The organism is Microbacterium sp. LWH3-1.2, from assembly GCF_040675855.1.
Classification (GTDB): Bacteria; Actinomycetota; Actinomycetes; order Actinomycetales; family Microbacteriaceae; genus Microbacterium.
The window spans coordinates 636,580-662,883 of the sequence record NZ_JBEGIK010000001.1; the positions used below are offsets into that span (position 1 = coordinate 636,580).

Consider the following 26,304-nt stretch of genomic DNA (forward strand, 5'->3'; position numbering starts at 1 on the left):
GTGACCGTCAACGGGCGGGTCGTTCCGCTCGTGGGCGCGGTCGCGCACGCCACCGCGCTGGACCTGCTGCGCGGGCTCGGGCTGACCGGCGCGAAGGAAGGCTGCGCCGAGGGCGAGTGCGGCGCATGCGCCGTGCTCGTCGCCACGGCCGGACCCGAGGGCACGGCTGTGTGGACGCCCGTCAACGCCTGCCTCCTGCCGGTGCACGCGCTCGCCGGGCAGGAGGTGGTGACCTCCGAGGGTCTGGGCTCGCCCGACGACCTGCATCCGGTGCAGCAGCAGCTCGCGGCCGCGGGCGGCTCGCAGTGCGGCTACTGCACGCCCGGGTTCGCGTGCGCGATGGCCGCGGAGTTCTACCGAACCGACCGCGCAGCGGGCACGGCGAGCGCCGAGCACGGGGCGAACGGGTTCGACCTGCATGCGATCGGCGGAAACCTGTGCCGCTGCACGGGTTACCGGCCCCTCCGCGACGCGGCCTTCGGGCTCGGGATGCCGCGGCCCGATGATCCGCTCCGGAAGCGGTTGAGCGAGCCGGCGCCGCCCGCGGTCGCCACGGACGTGCGAGCAGGCGACGGGCGCTTCGTGCGACCGGAGACGCTCGACGAGGCACTGCGGCTCCTGCGCGACGGACCGGACGCGCTCGCGGTGGCGGGCAGCACGGACTGGGGCGTGGACGTCAACCTGCGCGCGGCCCGCGCACCGCTCGTGGTCGCGATCGACCGCCTGCCCGAGCTGCGCGGGGTCGACGTCACCGGCGACAGCGTCGAGATCGGCGCGGCTGTGCCACTGACGGAGATCGAGCGCACCGTCGGCCCGCAGGTGCCGCTGCTCGCACAGCTGCTCCCCCAGTTCGCGTCCCGTCTGATCCGCAACCGCGCGACCCTCGGCGGCAATCTCGGCACGGCGTCCCCCATCGGCGACGCCGCGCCCGCGCTGCTCGCGCTCGGCGCGAGCGTCGTGCTCGTCTCGGCCGACGGCGGCGAGCGCGAGGTAGACCTCGCCGACTACTTCACGGGGTACCGCACCTCCGTCCGGCGCCGGGACGAGCTCATCCGCACGATCCGGATCCCGGTGCCCGCCGACCACGACGCGGGACCGGCCGCGAACCGGCGCGAACCGCCGCCCCACAACGCCCTGCACGACCAATCGCGTCCGTTCGGCCTCGAACGCCGAGGTCGCGGCGGGCTGACCGCGTTCCACAAGATCGCGAAGCGGCGGTTCGACGACATCTCCTCGGTGGCGGTCGCCTTCGCCCTCGACCTCGACGACGGCATCGTCACGGGAGCGCGGATCGGCCTCGGGGGCGTCGCCGCCACACCGCTGCGCGCATACGCGACGGAGCACGCCCTCTCGGGACGCCCGTGGAACGCCGCGACGGTGGCGGCGGCATCCGTCGTCCTGCAACGCGAGGGGACGCCGCTCGACGACCATCGCGCGAGCGCCGCGTACCGAGCGCGCATGCTCGGCACGGCGCTGCCGGCGCTCTTCGCGGCGTCGACCGAAGACGTGGAGGCGACGGCATGAGCGCGCTCGCCGATCGTCCCGAGAACCCGGTCGTCGGCCGCCCGGCGGTGCACGAGAGTGCGGCGCTGCACGTCACCGGCGCGGCCGTCTACACCGACGACGTCGCCGCCCGCGCCCACGGCGTGCTGACGGCGTGGCCGGTGCCGTCCACCTGCGCGCACGCGCGGGTCACGGTCGATATCGCGCCCGCCTACGACGTGGCCGGGGTCGTCCGGGTGCTCACCGCCGACGACGTGCCGGGCGTCAACGACGCGGGCGTCAAGCACGACGAGCCCCTCTTCCCGACCGAGGCGATGTTCTTCGGGCATGCGCTGGTGTGGGTGCTGGGAGAGACGACGGATGCTGCGCGCCGAGGGGCCGCCGCCGTCACCGTGTCGTACGAACCGCTGCCGTCGTTCATCACTGTGCAGGAGGCGATCGACGCCGGCTCGTTCCAGGGCGTGCCTCGAACGATCGCGCGGGGGGACGCGGCATCCGCTCTCGAATCGTCCGCGTTCGTGTTCGAGGGCGAGAGCGTGGTCGGCGGGCAGGAGCACTTCTCGCTCGAGACCCACGCCTCCTTCGCCGTGCGCGACCCGGACGGCCGCTACTTCGTGGAGTGCTCGACGCAGCACCCGTCCGAGACGCAGGAGATCGTCGCGCACGTGCTCGGCGTCCCGTCGAGCAACGTCACCGTCGAATGCCTCCGCATGGGAGGGGGCTTCGGCGGCAAGGAGATGCAGCCGCACGGGTTCGCGGCGATCGCGGCGCTGGGGGCGAAGCTCACCGGACGCCCCGTGCGCCTGCGGCTGAACCGGACGCAGGACATCACGATGTCGGGCAAGCGCCACCCGTTCCATCTCGCGTGGCGGGCCGGCTTCGACGCCGACGGGTCCCTTCAGGCGCTCGACGCGACGCTCACGGCCGACGGCGGCTGGAGCCTCGACCTCTCCGAGCCGGTGCTCGGGCGCGCGCTCTGCCACGTCGACAACGCCTACTGGATCCCGAACGTGCGCGTGCACGGCCGCGTCGCACAGACGCACAAGCCCTCGAACACGGCCTTCCGCGGGTTCGGGGGCCCGCAGGGAGCGTTCCTCATCGAGGACATCCTGGGGCGCGCAGCCCCGGTGCTCGGAATCGATCCGCTCGAACTCCGCGAGAGGAACTTCTACCGCCCCGGCCAGCGCACCCACTACGGCCAGCTCGTGAAAGACGCGGAGCGCCTCCCGGCGATCTGGAACCGCCTGCGCCGCGAGTCCGACCTCGAGGCCCGGCTGCGCGAGATCTCGCGGTTCAACGATGCACACCCCGACCGCAAGCGCGGGCTCGCGATGACCCCGGTGAAGTTCGGCATCTCTTTCACCTTCACGTCGTTCAACCAGGCCGGCGCGCTCGTGCTCGTCTACAAGGACGGCTCGGTGCTGATCAACCACGGCGGAACCGAGATGGGGCAGGGGCTGCACACGAAGATGCTGCAGGTCGCCGCGACCGCGCTCGGCGTGCCGCTGGAGGCCGTGCGCGTGGCACCCACCCGCACCGACAAGGTGCCGAACACGTCGGCCACCGCCGCGTCGTCCAGCGCCGACCTCAACGGCGGCGCCGTGAAGCTCGCGTGCGAGGAGATCCGTGGGCGGCTCGCCGCGGTCGCCGGGCGCCTGCTGGGCGTCGACGCGCGCGACGTGCGCTTCTCGAACGGGTACGTCGAGGCGCTGGGCGGAGGGGGACGGATGCTGTTCGCCGACGTCGTCGCGGCCGCCTACCTGAAGCGCGTGCAGCTGTTCGCCGCCGGGTACTACCGCACCGAGGGCCTGCACTGGGATGCGGAGCGTCAGCAGGGGTCGCCCTTCAAGTACTTCGCCTACGGGTGTGCGGCCGCCGAGGTCGAGGTGGACGGCTTCACGGGTGCGTACCGCCTCCGCCGCGTAGACATCGTGCACGACGTCGGCGACTCGCTGTCGCCGCTGCTGGACATCGGCCAGATCGAGGGCGGCTTCGTGCAGGGCACCGGATGGCTCACCCTCGAGGAGCTGCGCTGGGACACCGGCGACGGGGCGACCCGCGGGCGCCTGCAGACGCCGTCGGCCAGTACCTACAAGCTGCCGAGCTTCTCCGAGATGCCCGAGGAGTTCCACGTCGCGCTCTTCGAGGACGCCCGCGAAGACGGCGCGGTGTACGGGTCCAAGGCTGTGGGCGAGCCGCCCCTGCTCCTCGCGTTCAGCGTGCGCGAGGCCCTGCGCCAGGCGGTGGGCGCGTTCGGTCCCGCCGGGCGCAGCGTCGAGCTCGCCTCGCCCGCGACCCCGGAGGCGGTGTTCTGGGCGGTCGAGGCTGCGCGCGGCGCGCGAGTCGCGGGCGCGGCATCCGTTTCACCTGACGCGACGGATGCTGCGGCACCGGCCACAGCCGGTGACTCGGGGTCTGCGGAACCCGACCTGCTCACGGCGGGCCGCTGAGGCCCGCCCATGGACTGGCTCGACGCGGTGCGGGGGTTGCGCGACGCCCGCATGCCCGCGGTGATAGTGACGCTCGCGATGGTGCGCGGCCACGCCCCGCGCAACGGCGGGGCGAAGATGGTCGTCTCGCCGGGCGAGGTCTTCGAGACGATCGGCGGCGGCAACCTCGAAGCGACCGCCGTCGCGCGCGCCCGCGCGATGCTGGCCTCCGGAACCGCCGAGCCGGAGCTGCTGACGCTCACCCTGAGCGACAGGGAGACCACCGAGTACGGCGTGCAGTGCTGCGGAGGAGAGGTCACGCTCATGCTGGAGCCGGTGCGGGTCGTGCCGTCGGTCGCGGTGTTCGGGATGGGCCATGTGGGGCTCGAGGTCGCGCGCATCCTCGCGCGCCAGCACCTCGACCTGCATCTCGTCGACTCCCGAGAGGCGATGCTCGCGCCGACGCGGCTGGGGATCGACGGCGTGCCGGGACCGCTCGCCGACGCGGTCGCTCGGGTGCTCGTGCACCACGCGCCCGTGCCGGAAGCTGTGCTGGGCTCGGTGCCGGCGGGCACGCACGTGCTCGTCATGACCCACGACCACGCGGAGGACCTCGCGATCGTCGACCAGGCCCTGCGCACCGAGGGCGTCGCCTCGATCGGTCTCATCGGGTCGCGTTCGAAGTGGGCGCGCTTCCGGGCCCGCCTGAGGGACGCGGGCCACGACGACGCCGCCCTGGCCCGCGTCTCCACACCCATCGGCCTGCCCGGGATTCCCGGCAAGCAACCCGCGACCATCGCGGTCAGCGTTTCTGCCCAGCTGCTGCAGCTCATCGAGGAAGCCGCCGCCCTCGCCCCGAGTCCCTGAGTGTGCGAGACCGCCGACGCGTTTCGACTCGCCCGTTCCTCGTTCGCTCGACGACCCGGGGCAGAGCCGCCGACCCGCCGGGTGAACGCAGGGCGCTCCGGTGCCCGCGGTCGGAGCGCCCTGGGTCTCCGAGGCCGCCCCGGACGGTCAGTACTCGATGCGGGTCGAGGTCTGGCCCCACTCGGTGAACGGGGCGATGCGGTCCTCGGGGACGAGTTCGATGGACTCCACCGGCATGATGTCGCGGTCCTCGGGGTGGCCGTCGAAGTAGCGGTAGAAGACGGCGTCGTCGAACCCGGCGGCGGCCGCATCGTCGCGGTCCGCGGCGAAGTAGACGCGTTCGATGCGGGCCCAGAGCGCGGTGCCGAGGCACATGGGGCACGGCTCGCAGCTCGTGTAGAGCGTGGCGCCGGTGAGGTCGAAGGTGCCCAGTCCCTGACAGGCCCGCCGGATGGCGACGACCTCGGCGTGCGCGGACGGGTCGAGATCGGCGGTGACGCGATTGACGCCCTCGAAGGCCCGCCCGTCCGCCGAGACCACGACCGCACCGAACGGACCGCCCGCGTTGCGGACGTTCTCGGTCGCGATCTCGAGCGCCCGGGCGAGGTAGCGGGCGGGCGTCCCGTCGGTGGAGGACATCAGGCCTCCACCCTACGAGTGCGCCGCGCCGCACGCACCACCCCCGGGAGCGGCATCCGTCACCGCTCGACGAGCACTCCGTCGGCGTCGGCCCACACGTGCCTGCCGGGGACGAACGCGACGCCGGCGATGACCACGGGCACGTCGACCTCGCCGACGCCCGCCTTCGCGCTCTTGCGCGGGTTCGACCCGAGCGCCTTGACGCCGAGGTCGAGGCCGCCGATCGCGACCCGATCGCGGATCGCTCCGTGCACGATGAGCCCGGCCCACCCGTTCTCGACCGCGGACGCCGCGATGATGTCGCCCACCAGCGCCGACTCGAGCGATCCGCCGCCGTCGATCACGAGCACCGCGCCGTCGCCGGGGGTCGCGAGCAGCGCCTTCACGAGCGCGTTGTCGCGGTGGCACCGCACCGTGCGGATCGGTCCATCGAACGCGACGCGCCCGCCGGAGTCGTGCAACTGCAGCGCGAGCGAGTCGAGCTCGTCGCCGCGTTCGTCGTAGAGGTCGGCCGTCGCGGTCGTCATGGCCTCAGGTTATGACGGATGCTGCGGGCCGCGGCATCCGTCATCCCGAGAAGTTCGCGCGCCCTTCTGCGAGACGCAAGAACGGACGTCAGGCGGAGGCGGGCGGGTTCTCGTCGGGGTGGAGCGTGCTGAAGAACGAGTACGTCTCGCCGTCCGGGTCGGGGCCGCGCTCCTTGAACTCGTTGACCAGTTCGTAGAGCCGTTGCTGGAATTCGTGCCGGTGCTCGGACGTGAGCTTGAGCCCGAGCCAGGTGGTGTCGAGGTCCTCGGGGTCGACGCCCTCGATCTGCTGCAGGAACGTCTCGATCAGCACCGGTGAGCCGCCGGGCATGGAGGTGCGCCACGAGAGCCCGGTCGCGCGGTACGGCACCTCGCGCGCACCCTGGGCTCCGGTGCGCTCGGCCTCAGCGGCGAGATACCCGGTCTGCACGAGCGTGCGGACGTGGTGCAGCATCGTGCCCGGATTCACGTCGAGAAGCTGAGCGAGTTCCTTGTTCGTGCGGGACTCGAACGCGCACAGCCGCAGCACCCGCAGGCGAAGCGGCGAGCTCAGGGCGCGCATCCGCGCCTCCGCCGCGGGATCCCCCCGGCGAAGCTCGATCCGCTCTTCGGGTTCGGCCGTCACGGAGCCAGATTACCGGAGTGATTGACAGATCTCAATCAGTGACGCACACTGATTGACATGTCTCAATCGGACGAGCCGACGGCGACCCAGGACCGCGACGACGCCGTCCTCGCGGAAGCCCGGGCCGAGGCATCCGTCCCGAACTCCCGCGCAAGCGTCGACGAGGCGGTCCAGGCGGATCAAGGTGCCGCCGACCCCGCGCGCCGCACGCCGGCGCCGAAGGGCTCGCTCTGGCGGGATCGGAACTTCCTGACACTGTGGAGCGGTCAGGCGCTCAGCCAGTTCGGCGCCCAGATCACCGAGCTCGCCATACCGGTGCTCGCCGTGCTGATGCTCGACGCGACCGAATGGGAGGTCGGGATCCTCAACGCGGCACAGGTCGCGGCCTTCCTCGTTGTGGGCCTTCCCGCGGGAGCGTGGATCGACCGCATGCGCAAGCGCCGCGTGATGATCTGGGCGGACGCAGTGCGGGCAGTGGCGCTTGCGACGCTCCCTGTGCTCGCACTGCTCGGAGTGCTGGAGATCTGGCACATGATCGTCGTCGCCCTCGTCATGGGCGTCGCGACCGTGTTCTTCGACGTGTCGTATCAGAGCATCATCCCGTCGCTCGTGCGCACCGATCAGATCGGCGAGGCGAACGGCAAGCTGCAGTCGACCTACGAGCTCGCCAACATCGCCGGCCCCGGCGTGGGCGGCTGGCTCATCGGGTCGCTCACGGCGCCGTTCGCGATCTTCGCCACGGTCGGCACCTATGTCGCCTCGTTCATCGCCCTGCTCTTCACACGCGACCACGAGCAGCTGCGTCCGGCCGAGGATCGCAAGCCCCTCGCCCATGAGATCGGCGAGGGCTTGCGCTGGGTGTTCGGCAACCCGCTGCTGCGCCGCATCGTCGGCACGACGGGCACGGCGAACTTCTTCGGGACGATCGCGCAGACGCTCGTGCCGATCTTCGTGCTGCGCGAGCTGGGCCTGAGTCCTCAGATGTTCGGCATCGTGTTCTCGTTGTCGGCGGTCGGCGGCCTCGTCGGCGCCGTCGTGACGCCGCGGATCATGGCACGGCTCGGCGAGGCCCGGGCCATCCCGGTCAGCGCGATCGCCTTCAGCCTCGCGCCGTTCTTCCTCCCCGTCATCTCGCTCGTGCCGGCGCTGGCCTTTCCGCTGCTGGTGGTTCAGGGGTTCATCACGAGCTTCACCATCCTGCTGTACAACATCACCCAGGTGACCTTCCGCCAGCGCATCACGCCGCCGCGCCTCCTCGGCCGGATGAACGCGTCGATCCGCTTCGTGGTGTGGGGGGTCATGCCGATCGGAGCACTCCTCGCGGGCGCTCTCGGAACGTGGATCGGCACCGTTCCGACACTGTGGATCGCCGCGACCGGCGAGCTCCTGGCGTGCCTGTTCGTGGTCATCGGACCCTTCTGGCGCATGCGGGAGCTCCCCGACGCGCACGCCGAGCACGCCGACACGGAGGCGACGGGCTGAGGACCAGGATGCTTCGGCCCGCCGCGCAGGGTGCGGGTCGCAGCATCCGTCCCTCCGTCGCACCGGGGTACCCGACACCTCGGATTCCGGCAAGGTCGTGCTCTTCGGGGTGCGAGCGTGCTTAGGTTGCTCCATGACGGCCCGCATCGTCTCGATCGGCACAGCTGTTCCGCCCACGTGCATCGCACAGGAGGTCGCGCGCGACATCTTCGCGGCGCAGGAGGGGGCCGACCGTCTCGCCCGGCGACAGATCCACGCGGTGTTCGACGGGTCGGCGATCGCACAGCGGCACACCGTGCTGACCGAGTTCGCGGCCGGGCCGCTCTCCGCGCCCGCCACCGCCGCCTTCGTCGACGCCGAGGGACGGCTGCTCTCCCCCACGACCGGCCCCCGCAACGAGCGCTACATCGCCGCGGCGCCCGAGCTCACCGCGGCCGCGGCGCGCACCGCCCTGACCGACGGGGGAATCGATCCCTCCACGGTGACCCACGTGGTGACCGTCTCGTGCACGGGGCTGTTCGCACCGGGTCCGGATTACCGCCTGGTGCGCGACCTCGGGCTGCGCCCGACCGTCGAGCGGTGCCACCTCGGCTTCATCGGGTGCGCCGCGGCGCTGCCCGCGCTGCGCGTCGCCGCAGCGCTGGCTGCGTCGAGACCGGATGCCGTCGTGCTCGTCGTGTGCACCGAGCTCTGCACGTTGCACCTGCGGTCCTCCAACGATCCGCAGCAGATCGTCGCAGCATCCGTCTTCGCCGACGGCGCCGCGGCCGCGATCGTCACCGCCGATGCGTCCGCCGGGCGTCCCGGCGGACTCGACCTCGACAGGTTCGGCACCGCCCTCACCGACGAGGGCGAGACCGACATGGTCTGGACGATCGGCGACAACGGGTTCGAGATGATCCTCTCGGCGGAGGTGCCGCGCATCATCGGCCGGGAGATCCAGGGTGCGGTCGGCCGCTTCCTCGGCGATGACGACGCCCCCGAGATCTGGGCGGTGCATCCCGGCGGGCGCAGCGTGCTCGACCGGGTCGAGACCGGTCTCGACCTCCCGCCCGACGCCCTCGCGGCATCGCGCGCCGTGCTGCGCGACTTCGGGAACATGTCGAGCGCGACGATCCTGTTCATCCTCGCGGCACTGCTGCGCGACGACGACGTCCGCGACGGCGCGCGCGTCGCCGGCCTCGCCTTCGGTCCAGGGCTCACCGTCGAGTCGGCGCTCATGACACGACGCCGCCCGGCGGTCGCGAACGCCGACGACGTCGACCTCGCCCTGGCGGCCTCCGCGTGAGGGCGGCGGTGCCGGCATGAGCCTCGCCGTCCGCGACGACCGGCTCGCCGAGCTCATGGACGATCCGGACTGCGATCCGGATGCGCTCCGCGCCACGCTGCGGCGGTTCGGCACGGTCAACCGCCTCGTCTCGGGCTGGGGAGTCGTGTACCGCACGCGGCTGCGCCCGCACCTGACCTCGCTCGGACGACCGGCGCACGTCCTCGACATCGGGGCCGGAGGCGGAGACCTCGTCGCCCGCCTCGCCGCGGCCGCCCGGCGCGACGGGCTCGAGGTGACGTGGACCGGCATCGACCCCGACCCGCGGGCGCTCGAGGTCGCCCTCGCGCGCCCGCCGATCGGCGGGGCGAGCTTTCGGGAAGCGGATGCTGCCGCCCTCGTCCGCGAGGGACACACGTACGACGCGGTGCTGTCGAACCACGTGCTCCACCACCTCGGCGACGAGCTTCCCGCGTTCGTCGAGGAGTCGCGCGCCCTCTCCCGCGGCATCGTGCTGCACAGCGACATCGCGCGTTCGCGGCTGGCCTACGGGCTCTACGCCGTGGGCATCACGCCCTTTCAGCACGGCACGTTCCTGCGCATCGACGGCCTCCGCTCGATCCGCCGCAGCTACACCCGATCCGAGCTCGCGGCAGCGCTCGAGGCCAGTCCTCCGGACGCGTGGACGGTGCAGACACCGGTGCCCTTCCGCATCCTCGCCGTCGGGCGCGGCCGTGCGTGACGTCACCATCGTCGGCGCCGGGCCGGTCGGGATGCTGCTCGCCGGCGAGCTCGCCCGCCGCGGAGTCGACGTCGAGCTCCTGGAGCGGCGACCCGCTGTCGGCGACGGCACCAGGGCCATCGGCATCCACTCCCCCGTCCTGGCCGCTCTCGAACCGTCTGGCCTCACGGGCCGTCTGCTCGACGGCGCGGTGCGCGTGCGACGCGGCGAAGCCCGATCGCGAGGCCGTGTTCTCGGAACCGTGCGCTTCGACGTGCTGTCGGCCCGCTTCCCGTTCGTCGCGACGCTTCCGCAAGCGACCACCGAGTCCGTGCTCGGCACAGCAGCGCCGTCGCCGCTGCGCGGCGCCTACGTGCTCGCCGTCATCCCGCGCCGGGATTCGGTCGTGGTGCGGGCGGGCCTGCTCGGCCGTCCCATCGAGTCCGAGAGCCGCATCGTCGTCGTCGCGGGCGGCGGCGCGGCACGCGACCTCGTCTATCGCTCTGATGCCGTGCCGGCGCGCGCCTATCGCGACCGATATCTGATGACGGATGCTGCCACCGACGCCGACGACGAACTCGCCGTGATCCACCTCGATCCCGACGGCGTGCTCGAGTCCTTTCCGCTGCCCGGCGGCCGCCGCCGGTTCGTCGCCTGGGACGCACCGGGCTCGGAAGACGCGCCGGAGGCGCGCGCGCAGCGGCTGCGCGACGCGCTCGGCCGTCGCGGGGAGGAGGCGGCGGCCGAGGCGGTGTCGACGGCGACATCGTTCGGTGTGCGCCGCGTCGTCGCCCCCCGGCTTCGGAACGGCCGCGTGTTCGCGATCGGAGACACCGCCCACGAGGTCAGTCCCATCGGCGGACAGGGCATGAATCTCGGCCTTCTCGATGCGGTGACGCTGGCGCCGCTCCTGGCCTCCTGGGTGCGCACCGGCACGGCGCCCGACCTCGGGCTGCTGCGGTGGGAAGCGCGGCGCGTGCAGTCGGCGCGACGCGCGGCCGCGCTCGCGAGCGTGAACACCGCGCTCGGCAGGCCGAGCGGCCGCGCCGATGCGGTTCGTCGCGCGGCGGTGCGCGGGATGCTCACCGGCGCGTCGGGCCGGCTGTTCGCCCGCGCCTACTCGATGGGCTTCGACGTCGACGCCTGATCCCCGCGTTGCCCGGGGTTTGGGGCGCACCGCGTGCCCCTGGACGTCCCGTCCCCTGGTTCGGGGCGCACGGCGTCCCCCTGGGGCGCACGGCGTGCGCCCCGAACGCCCGCGGCGCGCCCCAAACCGAAAAGAGCCGGAGACGGATGCTGCGGCCCGGCCCTCGCGCGGCCACACCTCGATCAGATCCTGAAACCCCCATCGCATCGAGAATCCGTGAACCCCGCGGTTTCTCGGCGCGATCCCGGTCTCTCGCTACCCGGGCGCTCAGGCGTCAGGCGACGAAGGCGCTGCCCGAAGCCACCATCTGCGCCGCGAGGAGCAGCGCGGCGAGCATCACGAGCCGGAACAGTGCGCGGCTCGGCGGTCTGGAGATCGCCCGCCACGCGGTCGTGCCCGCCACCCCGACCACGGCCACGAAGAAGACCCACGACACCGGCGACACCGCCGTGAGGTCTCCTCCCGCCGCGCCGAGGAGCACCGCGACCGCTCCGCCCACGACGGCGAAGGCGGCGACGATCGCCGACACCCTCGGGCCGAGCCGGTGCGGAAGCCCGCGCACCCCGGTGCGGGCGTCGTCGTCGAGGTCGGGCAGCACGTTCGTGAGGTGCACGGCGGCGCCGAGCGACGCGCCGGCGACCCATGCCCACCACGCCGCGAACGAGGGATCGTGCGCCGACAGCGTCGCGAGCGACGGGAAGATCCCGAAGCTCACGAGGAAGGGCGCGATCGACCACGGCGTCGACTTCAGTCCCGCGTTGTAGGCCCACGCCGAGCCGAGCGCCAGCGCGTGGGCCGCCAGCATCCGCCATCCCAGCGGCATCGAGAGCAGGAGGGCCAGCGACAGCAGACCGAGGGCGGCCCCCCAGGCGACCCGCGCCGACACGTCACCGCGGGCGATCGGCTTGTCCGTCCGCCGCACCGCGCGATCGCGCGCCGCGTCGATCGCGTCGTTCGAGACCCCGACCGACAACTGCCCTGCGAAGACCGACACCGTCAGCAGCGCGAGCCGCCACGCCTCGAGCCCGGTGGCGAGCCCGAGGGCGAGCGCCAGCGCCGTCACGACGAGCGTCGGCCCCGGATGCGAAGAGCCCCACAGAGCCCGGACGGTACGCACGGGTCGATGCTCTCACGGCCCGCCCCGCGACACGGGAGGACATCGAGGGAATGTTCTCGGGTCCATGTCGTTGCATGGATTCGGGCCGACGGGGTCCCGGCAGATATCGCTCGACCCCAGAGGAACACCCATGTCCACTCTCACCGCCCCCACCGCCGAGACCGACGCGCCGATCATCGACGTGCTCGCCGAGCGCTGGAGCACTCGCATCTTCGACCGCGAGTCGGTCATCGACGAGGCCGCCCTGGCAAGCGCGCTCGAGGCCGCCCGCTGGACGCCGACCGCCGCCAACACGCAGGCGTGGCGCATCATCGTCGCCCGCCGCGGTTCGGCCGCGCACGCGACCGTGCTCGGCTCGCTCGCCGGCTTCAACAGCGCGTGGGCGGGCGACGCCGCCGCCCTCGTCGTGTTCGTCGCCGAGACCACGCGCGACGGCGAGCCCATGCGCTGGGCGCAGTACGACACCGGCCAGGTCGCGGCGCACTTCACCGTGCAGGCGCACGCCGACGGCCTGTCGACCCGCCAGATGGGCGGCTTCGACCCCGAGATGATCTCCGCCGGCTTCGATCTCAGCGCCGACTTCACCCCTGTCACCGTCATGGCGATCGGCGAGCTCGGCGACATCCGCCTCGCATCGGAAGAGCTGCAGTCCCGCGAGAACGCTCCGCGCGAGCGCCGCCCCGCCGCCGAGTCCGTGCTCGTGAACGACTGAGCCGCCCCGATCACGAGAAACGGATGCCGTGCCCCGCAGTTCGGGGCACGGCATCCGTCATGTCCGGCCGAGGCATCCGTCATCTCCGCTCGCCGTGTCGGGTTCGGGGCGCGTCGCGTGCACTCGGGGCGTGCCGGTTGCGCCCCGAACGCACGGCATGCGCCCCAACTGGAGAAGGCGCCGGGCGTCAGTCGTCGAGGAGCTCGGCCTCGATCACGTCATCGTCGTCGGCCGCGGGCTCGGGCGCGGTCGGGCCGTCGCTGGTCAGCACGAGCTGCGAGCCGTCGGCGGCGACATCCACGCGCACCACGTCGCCGTCGCGCACGCCACCCGAGAGCAGCGCCATCGCGAGGCGGTCCTGGATCTCGGACTGGATGAGGCGCCGCAGCGGCCGGGCGCCGAAGACCGGGTCGTATCCGCGCTCGGCGAGCCAGGCCCGCGCGTCGGGCGTGACCGCGAGGGTGAGGCGCCGGTCCTTGAGGCGGCGCTGCAGGGCGTCCACGGCGAGCTCGACGATCTGCGCCAGGTCGTCCTCGGTGAGCGCGGCGAACATCACGACGTCGTCGAGCCGGTTGAGGAACTCCGGCTTGAACGCCTGGCGGACGATCGCCATGACGGCGTCGCGCTTCTGCTCGGTCGAGAGGGTCGGGTCGATGAGGATCGGCGAGCCCAGGTTCGACGTGAGGATCAGGATCACGTTCGTGAAGTCGACCGTGCGACCCTGGCCGTCGGTGAGGCGACCGTCGTCCATGACCTGCAGCAGCACGTCGAACACCTCGGGGTGCGCCTTCTCCACCTCGTCGAGCAGCACGACCGAGTACGGGCGCCGCCGCACCGCCTCGGTGAGCTGGCCGCCCTGCTCGTACCCGATGTAGCCGGGAGGGGCGCCGACCAGGCGCGAGACGGTGTGCTTCTCGCCGTACTCGGACATGTCGATGCGCACCATGGCGTGCTCGTCGTCGAAGAGGAACTCGGCGAGCGCCTTGGCGAGCTCGGTCTTGCCGACGCCGGTCGGGCCGAGGAAGAGGAACGAGCCGGTCGGGCGACCGGGGTCGCTGATGCCGGCACGCGACCGGCGCACCGCGTCGGACACCGCCTTCACGGCGTCCTTCTGCCCGATCAGGCGCTTGCCGAGCTCGGACTCGAGGTGCAGCAGCTTCTCGGTCTCGCCCTGCAGCAGCCGACCGACGGGAATGCCGGTCCACGCCGCGATGACGGCGGCGATGTCCTCGTCGGTGACCTGCTCGTTGACCATGCGGTCGCCGGCGGGCTCTTCGCGTTCGGCGTCGAGCAATTGGCGCTCGAGCGAGGGGATCTCGGCGTAGAGCAGCCGCGACGCCTTCTCGAGGTTGCCCTCACGCTGCGCGCGCTCGGCCTCCATGCGCGCGGCGTCGAGCTTGGTCTTGAGGTCGCCGACGCGGTTGAGCGACGCGCGCTCGCGCTCCCAGCGGTCCTGCAGCTCGCCGAGGCGGGCCTGCTCGGCGCCGAGGGTCTCGCGCAGGGCCGCGAGGCGCTCCTTCGAGGCGTCGTCCTTCTCCTTCTTCAGCGCGAGCTCCTCGAGCTTGAGGCGGTCGACGTGGCGGCGCAGCTCGTCGATCTCGAGCGGTGCCGAGTCGATCTCCATGCGCAGCCGCGACGCGGCCTCGTCGATCAGGTCGATGGCCTTGTCGGGAAGCTGTCGCGCGGGGATGTAGCGATGGCTGAGGGATGCTGCGGCCACGAGCGCTGCGTCGGCGATGGCCACCTTGTGGTGGGCCTCGTACCGCTCTTTGAGCCCGCGCAGGATCGCGACCGTGTCTTCGACGCTGGGCTCGCCGACATAGACCTGCTGGAAGCGGCGCTCGAGCGCAGCATCCTTCTCGATGAACTCGCGGTACTCGTTCAGCGTGGTCGCGCCGATGAGGCGAAGCTCGCCGCGGGCGAGCATGGGCTTGAGCATGTTGGATGCCGCGACCGACCCCTCGCCGCCACCCGCACCCATGAGCACGTGCAGCTCGTCGATGAACGTGATGATGCGCCCGTCGGACTCGGTGATCTCTTTGAGCACGCTCTTCAGGCGCTCCTCGAACTGGCCGCGGTACATCGCGCCGGCGACGAGCGCGGAGATGTCGAGGGTGACGAGCTCCTTGTTCTTGAGCGACTCCGCGACGTCGCCCGCGACGATGCGCTGAGCCAGGCCTTCGACGACGGCGGTCTTGCCGACGCCCGGCTCGCCGATGAGGACGGGGTTGTTCTTGGTGCGGCGGGTCAGCACCTGGCTGACGCGCCGGATCTCGCTGTCTCGTCCGATGACCGGGTCGAGCTTGCCCTGGCGGGCGCGGTCGGTGAGGTTGATCCCGAACTGCTCGAGGGCGCTCTGCGCGTCCTCCTGCCCGGGCTGTTGCGTGGCGTTCATGTGTCTCCTGAAATCTGTGGACCTCAACCGTTCAAAGTTGAGTCGTATTGGCTCAAGTTTACCAGCGAGCCGCTCACCGAGCAACGCCGCGCTAGCCCTCGATCTCCGCGCGGGCGTCGGCGTAGGCGCGGCGCAGTCCCTCGCCGACCCATTCCGTGCCGCGGTACACGTTGTCGACGCCGATGTCGGCGGTCAGCCCCCCGGCGTCGAGCTGCGAGATGACGCGATCCTCGGTCGCGACGACCTTCAGGGTCGAGTCGGCGTCGCGCAGTTCGGCGGCGAACCGGCGCAGCACCTCGACGTGCGAGAGCCCGATCTCGTCGGTGCCTCGCAGGCGCACGATGACGACCGAGCCGCTCGACTCTCGGCTCACGTCGGGCAGCTGCCGCTCGAACACCGGCGCGCTGGCGAAGAAGAGGCTGCCGTAGGGCTGCAGCACGAGCACCTCCCCCCGCGGGACGACGGCCGGCGGGTCGCTCTCGCGCATGCGGCCGTCGTCCGCCAGGTGCACCGCGCGCACGCGCACGCTGTTGGACTGCTCGGCCACGTACAGGATGACGCCGAGGCCCACGCCGACGAGCACCGCGAACTGCAGCGGGATGATCAGCGTCAGCCCGAAGGTGACGGCCATGATCGTCGTCGGAAGAGGCCCGGATCTCATCACGGAGTACACGCGACTGGGCTTGATGGCGCGCCATCCCACGACGATGAGCAAGCCCGCCAGTGCCGGCATCGCCACGAAGGCGACGACGTCCGCCAGGAGGAACACGACGACCGCCATGACGGCCCCGGCGACGAAGAGCGAGAGCCGGGTCTTCGCCCCCGCCTGCACGATGAGCGAGGATCCCGACATCGACCCCCCGACCGGCATGCCCTGGAAGAGTCCCGACACGACGTTGCCGAGTCCCTGCCCCATGAAGTCGCGGTTCGCGTCCGCGCGCTTGCCGTCGGCGGTCGGGATGCCGGCCGAGACGGCCGCGCCCTGCACGAGGCCGATGAACGTCAGCGACAGCGCGGGGATGAGCAGCGTCGGCACGTCGGCGATGCTGGGCAGCACCGGCGCGGGCAGGCCGCGCGGCACGTCAACGATGTCGCGCAGCAGCAGGACGGAGTTCGGCACCCAGAGATTGAGCAGCACCGCGCACACCGAGCCCACCACGACGGCGATGACGAGGCCCATGCTGCCCACCCGGGTCGGCAGGAGCACCACGATGACGAGGATCGCGATCGCGCCGACGACGAGCGACGGGATGTTCCACTGCCCGACGTGCACGAGGACGTCGATGGTCTTGAGCAGCCGATTCGCCCCCTGCGCCTGGTAGCCGGTGAAGTTCGACAGCTGACCCAGGATGATGTTGACGCCGATCGCCGTGACGAACCCCGTCATGACGGCGGTCGGCACGAAGCTGATGAGCCGGCCGCCCTTCAGCAGGCCGGCGATGACCATGATGATGCCGGTCAGGATCGCGAGCGTGAAGAGTCCGCGGTCGGGATCGGGGAGCGTGTCGAGCCCGGCATCCGAAACGACGAGCGCCATCGCGCTCGTCGCCTGCACGGCCATGAACGCACTGCTGGTGAGCACGGCCGCACCGACCATGCCGAAGAGGTAGCCGTAGAGGCCGGCGAGCGGGTTCACCCCGGCGAGGAGTCCGGCTGCGAGACCGTCCGGCACCGCCTCGACGCCGAGGATCACCCCCGCGACGGCGTCCTTGCGCAGCGTCTCACGGGAGAACCACGATCTCGGATCGAACGCCACGGTCACACGCTAGCGAAGGCCGGGACGCGGCCGGCGGCTTCCCTTCCCGACCCGCGGAGTCATCCCGCGTAATTCACACGACATGCATGAAGCGATCTCTTCCCAGGATTCTCCCAGGATGGCTAGTGTGGCGCCTAGCGGGACTCACTGCCCGCTCGGGTGCGCGATGCCGCCCGACGTCGAACGGCCTCGGGCCGACTTGAAGGGACCTCGCCATGACCAACACTGACGTGAACACCTCCGGATGGGCAGGATGGGGCGTCTTCGCGGCCGTCGTGCTCATCGTCGGCGGCACGATCGACGCCTTCCACGGCCTCCAGGCCCTCATCGGCCCTGACACCGCCTATTTCCTCGCCCAGATCGGCCTCTTCTCGATCGACGTGCAGGGCTGGGGCTGGTGGCACCTGATCGCCGGCGCGCTGCTCATCCTCGTGGGCATCTTCCTGCTTCTGGGTGCGACCTGGGCCCGCATCACCGCGATCGTGCTCGTCGCGATCAACGCGATCGGCCAGATCACGCTCATCTCGGTCCAGCCGTGGCTGTCGATCGCGCTCCTCGCGATCGACGTGCTCGTGATCTACGCGCTCACGGTCCACGGCCGCGAGATCGACGCCAAGAAGGCCTGACCCGTCGAAGGGGTCGTCGAACCACGACCCCCTACGCCACGGATTCGAGGACGGATGCCTCGGCTCCCGCTTCGGCGGAGGCCGAGGCATCCGTCATCCCATCGAGGTTGCAGGCGAAGCGCGAGCGATATGACGTCGGCGTGGTGCCGAGCACGCGCGCGAAGTTCTGGCGCAGGACCGCCGCCGAACCGAACCCGCTCTCGTAGGCGATGCGGTCGAGGCCGAGGTCGGTCTTCTCGAGCAGGCGCTGGGCGTGGATGATCCGCTGACGCGCGAGCCATGCGGCGGGGGTCGCGCCGTGGTCGGCCTTGAAGCGGCGCGCGAACGTGCGCGGGGACATGTGCGCCTTCGCCGCGAGCTGGTCGACGGTGAGGTCGAGGCGCAGGTTGTCGAGCATCCAGTCGGTGACCGGCGCGAGCGAGAGCGACGTCGTGGCGGGCAGCGGGTTGGCGATGAACTGGGCCTGGCCGCCGTCGCGCTGCGGGGGCACGACCATACGGCGGGCGATGATGTTGGTGAGCTCGGCGCCGAGCTCCTGGCGCAGCAGGTGCAGGCAGGCGTCGAGCCCGGCCGCGGTGCCGGCGCTCGTGATGATGCGGCCGTCCTGCACGTAGAGCACGTCCGGGTCGACATCGATCGACGGGTACATGTCCTTCATCTTCTGCGCGTACATCCAGTGCGTCGTCGCGCGGCGGCCGTCGAGCACACCCGAGGCCGCGACGACGAATGAGCCGCTGCACACGCTCAGCACCCACGCGTCGCGGGCGACCGCGTCGCGGATCACGTCGAGCACCCGTTCGTCGATGCTGCCCCAGTACTGGTGAGGAACCGGCGACACGACGACGAGGTCGGCCTCGTACGCGAACGACAGGTCCGCGTCGACATTGATCGAGAACCCCATCTTCGACTGCACGACGCCCGGGTCGGGTGTGACGACCCGGAAGTCGAAGTTGGGGATGCCGTCGTCGGACCGGTCGAGGCCGAAGGCCTCGCACGCGACTCCGAACTCGAACGGCGCGAAACCGTCCGTGACGATACAGGCCACCGTTCTCATGCGAACCTCCGCGACTGGCAGTTTTCCTACGATGTGTGGCTATTCTGCCACTCGTGGCAGGACTGATGCAAGCGTAGCGTTTCTGCCATGTTCATGGTGATTCTTCTCGCAGCCCTGTCAGCGGTGGCCCTCGCATCGACGATCGCCGCCCTCCACTCCGACGGTTACCGCCGGATTCCCACCGACCGCACCCGCCTCCCCTGAGCGGCGCCGGCCCACCCCAGCCCTGATCCTCAACTGAGGATCAGAGCTGGGATGAGGAGCTGATCCCGCGATTCGCTCCTCATCCCGGCTCTCGTCCTCAAATGAGGATCGATCCGCGCGACGTCGCGGGTGAGTCAGGGAGTGACGCGGTCGTAGACCTCGACCATCGCCGCGGTGCGCGACGACTGCCGGAAGCGCTCGCGGATGGTCGGGTCGGGCACGCGGGCCGTTCCGGCGGAGATATCGGATGCTGCGGCCCGCAGCGCGTCGGCGAGCGCGGCGACCGACGGGTCGGGGGTGGCGCCGTCGCCCACGGCCCAGAAGCCGGTTCCGAGCTCGGCCGCCAGGTCGGGGTCGCTCACCACGGCCGGCGTCCCGAGCGATGCCGCCTCGAAGATCGTCATGCCCTGCGTCTCGAAGCCGATCGAGGTCTGCACGACGGCGTCCGCGGCTGCGATGCGCCGCAGGGTGCGGGCGTACGGCATCCGTCCCGCGAAGGTCACGGTCGCGCGAGGCAGGAGCCTCTCGACGAGACGCCGGGCCGCGCGCAGCTGCCCGCCCCCGCCGATGACCTCGACCTCCGCCTCGACCCCCGACGCGGCGAGCGCCTCGACGAAGGGCATCAGCCGCTTCTCGGGGCTCATCCGCCCGAGCCACACGAACCGCGGCCGACGCTCCAGAACCGACGCGGGGTCAGGCGGGATGTCGGGAAGAGCCGCGAGCACCTCGTCGAGCACGTCGTCGTCGATGCCGTTCCAGATGACATCGACCACCGCACCCACCGGCGCACGGGCCCCGGGCAGGACTCCGTTCGCCTCGAGCCGGCGCGCGAAATGCGTCGACGGGGCGGTGATGGCGGCGGCGCGGGCGCCGAACCGGCGCAGGTACGCCCAGCCGTCGTGCCCGCGCTCCGACTCGCCGGCGCGCCGCCCGAGCGCCCGGCGCTGCCACGCGTTGAGAAGCCGCAGCACAGTCTTCGGGAGGGGCGTGGTCGCCTCGATCCCGACGTCGAGCCGGTTGTGCATCGTGTGCACGATCGGGATGCCGTGCCGCTCGGCGTATCGCACGCCGATGAACGCGCCCCAGAAGTCGCCCTGGATGTGCACCACGTCGACCGGCGGGCGGCCCGTCATCGCAGCGTCCAGCCACCGATCGGTGCGCCGCCCCGGCCACGTCATCGAGTATTCGCGGTCCGCCGTGATGGGGACCGACGGCAGGTCCACGTAGGCATGGTCGCCCGCCGCCGCCTGCGCCCGCGGGCCGTGCATCGCGGGGGCGACCATCGTGACGGTGTGACCGGCCTTCTCGAGGAAGCGCCGCTGCAGCCGCATCGAGACCTGCGCCCCGCCGAGCGACTCAGCGTGCTGGTCGCCGAACATCACGACGTGCACGGCGGCCTACTCGGGCAGGGGCTCGTCACGGTACAGCGCCTCGAACGTGTCGAGGGTGCGCTTCATGTCGTGCACCTTCACGCCCTCGAGCGAAGCCTGCTGCATGCGTGCACGATCCTCGGGCGACTGCGTCAGCACCGTCGTGAGCTTGGCGGCGAGGTCGTCGACGTCGCCGGGGCGGAAGAGGTAGCCGTTCTCGCCGTCGTGCACGAGGTGCGGGAGGGCCACCGCGTCGGCGGCGACGATCGGCAGGCCCGACGCCATCGCCTCCATGGTCGCGATGGACTGCAGCTCGGCGATCGAGGCGATCACGAACAGGCTCGCGTAGGTGAGGAGCGACCGCAGCTCCTCGTCGGTGGTGTGGCCGTGGAAGTGCACGCGGTCGCCGAGGCCGAGCTCGCCGACGAGCTGCTCGAGGTTGCGGCGCTGGTCGCCCGAGCCCACGATGTCGAAGCGCACATCGAGCGCGGGGTCGAGCGTCGCGATCGCGCGCAGCACGACGTCGATCTGCTTCTCGGTCGTGAGCCGCCCGACGAACACCAGCCGGTGCGCGTCGCGGGGCGTGAGGTCGGCCGTGTAGTTCGAGGCGTCGATGCCGCAGCTGACGGGGATGACGTCCTTGATGTCGATCGTGCGCTCGAGGAACTCCGCCGCCTTGCGGGTCGGCGTCGTGACGGCGCGCGTCATCTTGAACGTGCGCTCCGCGTCCTCCCACGCGAGCTTGACCGCGTACTGCGTCCACGAGGGTGGGAGCACCGTGAAGTCGAGCACGTTCTCGGCCATGACGTGGTTCGTCGCGACGACGGGGATGCCGCGCTTGCGCGCCTCGCGCGTGAGGCCGCGTCCGATCACGATGTGGGACTGGATGTGCACCACGTCGGGCCGCACCTCGTCGAGCACGCGGCGGGCGTAGTACTTCGACCGGAACGGCATGACGAACGTGAGCCAGTCGTGCGGATACCAGCGCCACGACGGCAGTCGGTGCATCGTCATCGACTGGCCCTCGATGACCTCGGTGAACGTGCCGTGCTCGCGGTGCGTCTTGCTGGGCGCCATCACGTGCACCTCATGACCGCGCTGCACCATGCCGGCGGCGAGGCGCTCCGCGAAGCGGGCGGCGCCGTTCACGTGCGGGAGGAACGTGTCGGCGCCGTAGAGGATCGTCAGTGCGCGAGGACTCGCGGCGGCGGCGGGGGTGTCGTCGGGCGTCGCAGGATCGGTCACGGGGTTGGAGGCCTGTCTGTGCGGCGGGGACGCGCGGCAGCGGCTGGTCGCCGCGCGCCCCTCCACCCTACCCGAGGGGTCCCGGAGGCTCCCCAGGAACGCGCCAGTCATGGCACGTACCCTGGTCGCATGCCCCGACTTCAGGCCGACGCCGACCCGAACCTCTGGGTGCCCGTGACCGAGTCACTCGGCTTGCGCGGGCGCCGTCACCGGAAGACGGCGATACGGATGCTGCTCAACCAGGCCGGCGGAATGATGATCGGCCCTGCGGGCGCGGCGCAGCTCGAGTCGCCCACGACCGGTCGGCAGCCGCGCTCCGGGTCTGGCTTCGCCGCCTGGGCGATGAGCCAGGCGGCGCCGTTCCTGATCCGCAAGGCGGCGGGCCGCGTTCTCGTCTGGGTGTGGAAGGCCGACGCCGAGCTCGTCGTGGTGATGGCGCAGGTGCAGCAGGCCACGAACGACCTCCGGGCCGCGCGCGCCATGATGCCGATGGAGTACGACGACACCGAGAGCTTCCGCAACCCCTACCTCGGCGTCGGCGAGAAGCTCGAGATGGCGCTGCCGTCCGACCAGCGCACCCCGCCGTTCGCCACGTACACGTGGGACACCGGCACGCACTTCGTCACCGTGACCGCGGTGTGCTCCGACCGCGAGCGCTTCGGCACCGTGATCGGCAGCGTCGACGACCTCGCGCGCACCCTCCGCGTCGTCGACGACCTCACGGTCGGCGAGTCGCCCGAGGTGCTCCGCATCGAGCCGAAGAACTGAGGCTCCGGGTCGTGACCGAGCCGAAGCATCCGTCGTCCCATCGCCCCCTGCGGATCGGCGTGCAGCTCGCGCCCCAGCACGGGTCGTACACGGGCTATCGCGACGCCGTGCTGCGCGCGGAGGAGCTCGGCGTCGACGTCGTCTTCACCTGGGACCACTTCTTCCCGCTCACCGAGCCGTTCGACGCGCCGCACTTCGAGGCGTGGACGGTGCTCGCCGCGATGGCCGAACAGACCGAGCGCGTCGAGTTCGGTCCGCTCGTCAACTGCAGCTCGTACCGCAACCCCGACCTGCAAGCCGACATGGCCCGCACGGTCGACCACATCAGCGCCCGCGCGCCCGGTGCGGGCCGGCTCATCTTCGGCACCGGATCGGGCTGGGCGCAGCACGACTACGACGAGTACGGCTACGAGTTCGGCACCGTGGGCTCGCGCCTCGACGATCTCGCTGCGGACCTGGCGCGCGTGCGCGCCCGCTGGGACCGTCTGAACCCGCCGCCGACGCGGCGGATCCCGATCCTCATCGGCGGCCAGGGCGAGCGCAAGACGCTGCGGCTGGTCGCCCAGCACGCCGACATCTGGCACACGTTCACGTCGCTGTACGAGCTGCCGCGCAAGATCGGCGTGCTGCACGAATGGTGCGCGCGCGAGGGTCGCGACCCTGCCGACATCGAGTTGTCGACCGGATACACGGTGCGCGGATTCGGCCCACTGCTCGAGCGGACGGATGCCGCGTCCCACCTGTACGACCTCGGCTTCCGGCTGATCGTCCCTGCGATCGACGGTCCCGACTACGACCTCGCGCCGGTGAAGGCGCTCCTGGACTGGCGCGACCGGATCAACGGACTCTGACGGCGATCGGCCGATACGGTGGCCACGCCGATATCGTTCGACACCGCCAGGAGGCACGCCCATGGGCACCGTCATCGGAGAGATCCTTCCGCTCGCCCTCGGTGTGGCGATCAGCCCGATCCCGATCATCGCGGCGATCCTCATGCTCCTGTCCCCGAAGGCGCGGGTCACGAGCGTCGGGTTCCTGCTCGGCTGGGTGCTCGGCATCGTCGTCGCCGTAACGCTGTTCACGCTGCTGTCGTCGATCCTCCCCTCGCAGGACTCGGATGCCTCGACGCCGACCAAGGGCGTGATCCAGCTCGTGCTGGGGGCGGGGCTGCTGCTCCTCGCGCTGCGCCAGTGGCGCCGGCGACCCCGGGCAGGCGCGGAGCCGGCGATGCCGAAGTGGATGCAGGCGATCGACAAGGTCACTTTCCCGGTCGCTTTCGGCCTCGGTTTCCTCCTGTCGGCGGTCAACCCGAAGAACCTCCTCATGGCTGCAGCCACCGGCGTCGACATCGGTTCGGCGGGCCTCGACGTCGGCTCGATCGTGCTCGCGATCGCGATCTTCACGTTGATCGCCGCATCCACCGTCCTCGTCCCGGTGGTCGGCTACCTCATCGCCGCCGAGAAGCTCCGCGGACCGCTCGACGCGCTGCGCGTGTGGCTCGCGAAGGAGAACGCGGTCATCATGGCCGTGCTGCTGCTCGTCATCGGCGTCTCGCTCATCGGCAAGGGCATCGGCAGCTTCTGATCCGCCGCCGCCTGCTCACCTGTCACGATGTGCAGGGTCGGGCGGCGCGTCGTGACAGGTGAGCAGCGGGCCGTGGGGATTCGCGGCGGGCTACGGTGGAGCGGTGACTTCGGCGACCCACGACCAGGTGCTCCTCGACGGCGGCGTGTTCCGCATGGGGTCCGACGAGTTCTACCCCGACGAGCAGCCCGTGCACGAGCGCGAGGTCGCGCCGTTCCGCATCGACCGGCGCGCGGTCACCAACGCGCAGTACGCCGAGTTCGTCGACGACACCGGGTACGTCACGGTCGCCGAGCGCGAGCTCGACCCGGCCGCGTTCGAGGGCGCGGACCCCGCGGACCTCGTCCCTGGCGCGATGGTGTTCACCCCGACCGCCGGCCCCGTCGACCTGCGCGACTGGCGCAACTGGTGGCGGTGGCAGCCGGGCGCGTTCTGGCGCCGGCCGTTCGGACCCGCGTCCTCGATCGACGAGCGGATGCAGCATCCGGTCGTCCACGTCGCCTTCGAGGACGCGACCGCCTACGCCGAGTGGGCGGGCCTGCGCCTGCCCTCCGAGGCCGAGCACGAGTACGCCGCCCGCGGCGGGCTCGCAGGGGCGCGGTTCGCATGGGGCGACGAGGCCTACCCGGGCGGCGTGGCGCAGGCGAACTCGTGGCTCGGGCGGTTCCCGTACGACAACCAGGGCGTCGGGGATGCCGCGCCCGTCGGCTCATACGAGCCCAACGGCTACGGCCTCTACGACATGACCGGAAACGTCTGGGAGTGGACCACCGACTACTACACACCGCGGCACCTCCGCCTGTCGGACAAGCCCGTCGACGCCGGCAAACGCGCGAACCTGCTCGCCGCCGCGAGCGCCCAGGAGGGATTCCCGGCGATCCCTCGACGCGTACTCAAGGGCGGGTCGCACCTGTGCTCGCCGGAGTACTGCCTGCGCTTCCGCCCCGCGGCCCGCTCGCCCCAGGCGGAGGACACCGGCATGTCGCACATCGGATTCCGCTGCGCGAGCGACGCCTGACCGGCGCGCGAACGGCCCAGGTCCTGCCAGTAACGGTCCGCACGAGCGAGACGGGGGCAGATGCCGCGGCATCCGTCCCCTCGTCGTCTCGACGCGCGTGTCAGGCCGACGCCGCCGCGAGGGCGTCCTCGACCGTGGCGTGCCCACGACCGGCGGTCTGGAGCACTTGGTACCACGGCGTCTTCTGCGCGACGGCGGCGGCGGACCCGGGCAGCGCGGCGAGATGCAGCATCACCCCGTGGTGCGCCAGTTCGCGGTCCAGATCGGCGAGCATGTCGAGCACCGTCATCGTCATGACGTCCTGACGCTCGAGGTCGAGCACCAGGGCGGTCGCCTTCTCGCGTGCGGCGAGCGCGGCGAGCGCATGCTCGTTCTCGAGGACGCTCGCCGTGTAGACCTCGCGCATGACGTGGACGGCGACGACGTCGCCGCGACGCGCCTCGATCTCGAGCTTCGGGGTGTTGAGCTCGCGCAGCACCATCACGAGGGTGGCCGCGACCCCCACCGCGACCGCGGCGAGCAGCCCGGCAGACAGCCCCACCAGCGCCACGGCGACGGCGAGCCAGAAGTCCCGGGGGCTGATCCGCGCCCACCGGACGAGCTCGGGGATGTCGATGAGACCGCTCACGGCGACGAACACCAGTGCCGCGAGCGTCGCCTGGGGCAGCAGGCTCAGCACGGGTCCGAGGAACAGCGCGACCAGCACGGCGAGCGCGACGGTCACCAGGGTCGAGGCCTGCGTCTTGGCGCCGGCGCTCTGGTTGACCGCGCTCTGCGAGAACCCGCCGGCGGCCGGCATGGTCGTGAAGAACGCACCCGCGACGTTGGCGGCGCCGGTCGCCAGCAGCTCCTGGTTGCTGTCGATCTGCGGCTCTATCGGCCGACGGATGCCGCGGGCCACCGCCGCGGACTCGAGGAAGGCCATCACGGCGATCGCCAGTGCACCGGGCACGAGCGCCGGAAGGGCTGAGAAGTCGGGGAGCCCCGGAAGGGGCAGGCCCGAGGGAACCGGCGCGATGAGGGCGACGCCCGCGTCGTCGAGTCCGGCGAACGCGACGAGGAGGATGCCCGCGACGACGACCACGAGCCCGCCGGGCACCTTCGGCGCGAACCTCCGCAGCAGCAGCGTCGCGATCGACCCCGCCGACAGGGCGACGGTCGCCCCGTCGATGCTGCCGAGAGCCTCGGCCACCGCCGCGAGCGGGTGCCGATGACCGGGCGACGCGGCATCCGTCCGCAGACTCACTC

Annotated in this window: 23 protein-coding genes; 13 read left to right on the top strand and 10 right to left on the bottom strand. The window is 71.5% G+C overall.

Going from position 1 to position 26,304, the window contains the following annotated elements; translation table 11 throughout:
* Genes MRBLWH3_RS03040 through xdhC form a run of 3 tightly spaced genes read left to right on the top strand, consistent with a single transcriptional unit; the run spans position 1 to position 4,799 of the window.
* Positions 1 to 1,524 carry a xanthine dehydrogenase small subunit gene (locus tag MRBLWH3_RS03040; protein WP_363428588.1) on the top strand — a complete coding sequence of 508 codons (1,524 nt, stop codon included), beginning with the start codon at positions 1 to 3 and terminating at the stop codon, positions 1,522 to 1,524.
* A complete protein-coding gene (gene xdhB, locus MRBLWH3_RS03045) occupies positions 1,521 to 3,953 on the top strand; it encodes a xanthine dehydrogenase molybdopterin binding subunit (RefSeq protein WP_363428590.1) in 2,433 nt (810 codons plus the stop codon). Before MRBLWH3_RS03040 ends, xdhB begins: the two co-directional genes overlap by 4 nt.
* A gap of 9 nt (positions 3,954 to 3,962) precedes the next feature.
* Positions 3,963 to 4,799, top strand: a complete 837-nt coding sequence (gene xdhC, locus MRBLWH3_RS03050) for a xanthine dehydrogenase accessory protein XdhC (RefSeq protein ID WP_363428592.1) — start codon at positions 3,963 to 3,965, stop codon at positions 4,797 to 4,799.
* 147 nt (positions 4,800 to 4,946) lie between these two features.
* Here the strand turns inward: xdhC and MRBLWH3_RS03055 are convergent, their stop codons facing one another.
* From MRBLWH3_RS03055 to MRBLWH3_RS03065, 3 genes are all read right to left on the bottom strand, one after another.
* Positions 4,947 to 5,438 (bottom strand): nucleoside deaminase, encoded by a 492-nt coding sequence (locus MRBLWH3_RS03055; RefSeq protein ID WP_363428594.1) that lies wholly within the window; start codon positions 5,436 to 5,438, stop codon positions 4,947 to 4,949.
* Positions 5,439 to 5,497: 59 nt separating this feature from the next.
* Positions 5,498 to 5,965, bottom strand: a complete 468-nt coding sequence (rraA, locus tag MRBLWH3_RS03060) for a ribonuclease E activity regulator RraA (protein WP_363428596.1) — start codon at positions 5,963 to 5,965, stop codon at positions 5,498 to 5,500.
* Between the two features lie 88 nt (positions 5,966 to 6,053).
* Positions 6,054 to 6,590, bottom strand: a complete 537-nt coding sequence (locus tag MRBLWH3_RS03065) for a winged helix-turn-helix domain-containing protein (RefSeq protein ID WP_363428597.1) — start codon at positions 6,588 to 6,590, stop codon at positions 6,054 to 6,056.
* A gap of 57 nt (positions 6,591 to 6,647) precedes the next feature.
* On the opposite strand from MRBLWH3_RS03065, the gene MRBLWH3_RS03070 reads away from it, so the two are divergent.
* The 4 genes from MRBLWH3_RS03070 (at position 6,648) to MRBLWH3_RS03085 (ending at position 11,207) form a co-directional block, all read left to right on the top strand.
* A complete protein-coding gene (locus MRBLWH3_RS03070; protein WP_363428599.1) occupies positions 6,648 to 8,072 on the top strand; it encodes an MFS transporter in 1,425 nt (474 codons plus the stop codon).
* Between the two features lie 133 nt (positions 8,073 to 8,205).
* On the top strand, positions 8,206 to 9,360 hold the full coding sequence (locus MRBLWH3_RS03075) for a type III polyketide synthase (RefSeq protein WP_363428601.1): 1,155 nt from the start codon (positions 8,206 to 8,208) through the stop codon (positions 9,358 to 9,360).
* Between the two features lie 16 nt (positions 9,361 to 9,376).
* Complete coding sequence (locus MRBLWH3_RS03080; protein WP_363428603.1) at positions 9,377 to 10,081, top strand: methyltransferase domain-containing protein; 705 nt, start codon at positions 9,377 to 9,379, stop codon at positions 10,079 to 10,081.
* Complete coding sequence (locus tag MRBLWH3_RS03085; RefSeq protein WP_363428605.1) at positions 10,074 to 11,207, top strand: FAD-dependent oxidoreductase; 1,134 nt, start codon at positions 10,074 to 10,076, stop codon at positions 11,205 to 11,207. Before MRBLWH3_RS03080 ends, MRBLWH3_RS03085 begins: the two co-directional genes overlap by 8 nt.
* A 274-nt stretch (positions 11,208 to 11,481) precedes the next feature.
* On the opposite strand, the gene MRBLWH3_RS03090 is transcribed toward MRBLWH3_RS03085, so the two are convergent.
* Positions 11,482 to 12,324, bottom strand: a complete 843-nt coding sequence (locus tag MRBLWH3_RS03090; RefSeq protein WP_363428607.1) for a UbiA family prenyltransferase — start codon at positions 12,322 to 12,324, stop codon at positions 11,482 to 11,484.
* Between the two features lie 130 nt (positions 12,325 to 12,454).
* Here MRBLWH3_RS03090 and MRBLWH3_RS03095 point away from each other — a divergent pair, with 130 nt between their 5' ends.
* Positions 12,455 to 13,036, top strand: a complete 582-nt coding sequence (locus tag MRBLWH3_RS03095; protein ID WP_363428609.1) for a nitroreductase family protein — start codon at positions 12,455 to 12,457, stop codon at positions 13,034 to 13,036.
* Positions 13,037 to 13,223: 187 nt separating this feature from the next.
* On the opposite strand, the gene MRBLWH3_RS03100 is transcribed toward MRBLWH3_RS03095, so the two are convergent.
* The gene (locus tag MRBLWH3_RS03100; RefSeq protein WP_363428611.1) at positions 13,224 to 15,431 is read right to left on the bottom strand and encodes an ATP-dependent Clp protease ATP-binding subunit; all 2,208 of its coding nucleotides are present in this window, start codon (positions 15,429 to 15,431) and stop codon (positions 13,224 to 13,226) included.
* Positions 15,432 to 15,522: 91 nt separating this feature from the next.
* Positions 15,523 to 17,187 carry a SulP family inorganic anion transporter gene (locus tag MRBLWH3_RS03105; protein ID WP_363428613.1) on the bottom strand — a complete coding sequence of 555 codons (1,665 nt, stop codon included), beginning with the start codon at positions 17,185 to 17,187 and terminating at the stop codon, positions 15,523 to 15,525.
* 215 nt (positions 17,188 to 17,402) lie between these two features.
* Here MRBLWH3_RS03105 and MRBLWH3_RS03110 point away from each other — a divergent pair, with 215 nt between their 5' ends.
* Complete coding sequence (locus MRBLWH3_RS03110) at positions 17,403 to 17,813, top strand: DUF7144 family membrane protein (protein WP_363428615.1); 411 nt, start codon at positions 17,403 to 17,405, stop codon at positions 17,811 to 17,813.
* A 31-nt stretch (positions 17,814 to 17,844) separates the two neighbouring features.
* Here the strand turns inward: MRBLWH3_RS03110 and MRBLWH3_RS03115 are convergent, their stop codons facing one another.
* The 3 genes from MRBLWH3_RS03115 to MRBLWH3_RS03125 form a co-directional block, all read right to left on the bottom strand.
* Complete coding sequence (locus MRBLWH3_RS03115) at positions 17,845 to 18,867, bottom strand: GlxA family transcriptional regulator (RefSeq protein ID WP_363428617.1); 1,023 nt, start codon at positions 18,865 to 18,867, stop codon at positions 17,845 to 17,847.
* Between the two features lie 338 nt (positions 18,868 to 19,205).
* Positions 19,206 to 20,462: a glycosyltransferase family 4 protein gene (locus MRBLWH3_RS03120; RefSeq protein WP_363428619.1), complete on the bottom strand. Its 1,257-nt coding sequence runs from the start codon at positions 20,460 to 20,462 to the stop codon at positions 19,206 to 19,208.
* Positions 20,463 to 20,468: 6 nt separating this feature from the next.
* Positions 20,469 to 21,686 carry a glycosyltransferase gene (locus tag MRBLWH3_RS03125; RefSeq protein ID WP_363428621.1) on the bottom strand — a complete coding sequence of 406 codons (1,218 nt, stop codon included), beginning with the start codon at positions 21,684 to 21,686 and terminating at the stop codon, positions 20,469 to 20,471.
* A gap of 129 nt (positions 21,687 to 21,815) precedes the next feature.
* Here MRBLWH3_RS03125 and MRBLWH3_RS03130 point away from each other — a divergent pair, with 129 nt between their 5' ends.
* The 4 genes from MRBLWH3_RS03130 (at position 21,816) to MRBLWH3_RS03145 (ending at position 25,056) form a co-directional block, all read left to right on the top strand.
* Complete coding sequence (locus tag MRBLWH3_RS03130) at positions 21,816 to 22,454, top strand: hypothetical protein (protein WP_363428623.1); 639 nt, start codon at positions 21,816 to 21,818, stop codon at positions 22,452 to 22,454.
* 11 nt (positions 22,455 to 22,465) lie between these two features.
* Positions 22,466 to 23,305, top strand: coding sequence for an LLM class F420-dependent oxidoreductase (locus MRBLWH3_RS03135; protein WP_363428625.1), 840 nt, complete (start codon positions 22,466 to 22,468; stop codon positions 23,303 to 23,305).
* Positions 23,306 to 23,366: 61 nt separating this feature from the next.
* Positions 23,367 to 24,038: a GAP family protein gene (locus MRBLWH3_RS03140; RefSeq protein WP_363428627.1), complete on the top strand. Its 672-nt coding sequence runs from the start codon at positions 23,367 to 23,369 to the stop codon at positions 24,036 to 24,038.
* A gap of 103 nt (positions 24,039 to 24,141) precedes the next feature.
* Positions 24,142 to 25,056: a formylglycine-generating enzyme family protein gene (locus tag MRBLWH3_RS03145; RefSeq protein WP_363428629.1), complete on the top strand. Its 915-nt coding sequence runs from the start codon at positions 24,142 to 24,144 to the stop codon at positions 25,054 to 25,056.
* A 100-nt stretch (positions 25,057 to 25,156) separates the two neighbouring features.
* On the opposite strand, the gene MRBLWH3_RS03150 is transcribed toward MRBLWH3_RS03145, so the two are convergent.
* A complete protein-coding gene (locus MRBLWH3_RS03150) occupies positions 25,157 to 26,302 on the bottom strand; it encodes a SulP family inorganic anion transporter (RefSeq protein ID WP_363428631.1) in 1,146 nt (381 codons plus the stop codon).
* Between the last annotated feature and the right edge of the window lie 2 nt (positions 26,303 to 26,304).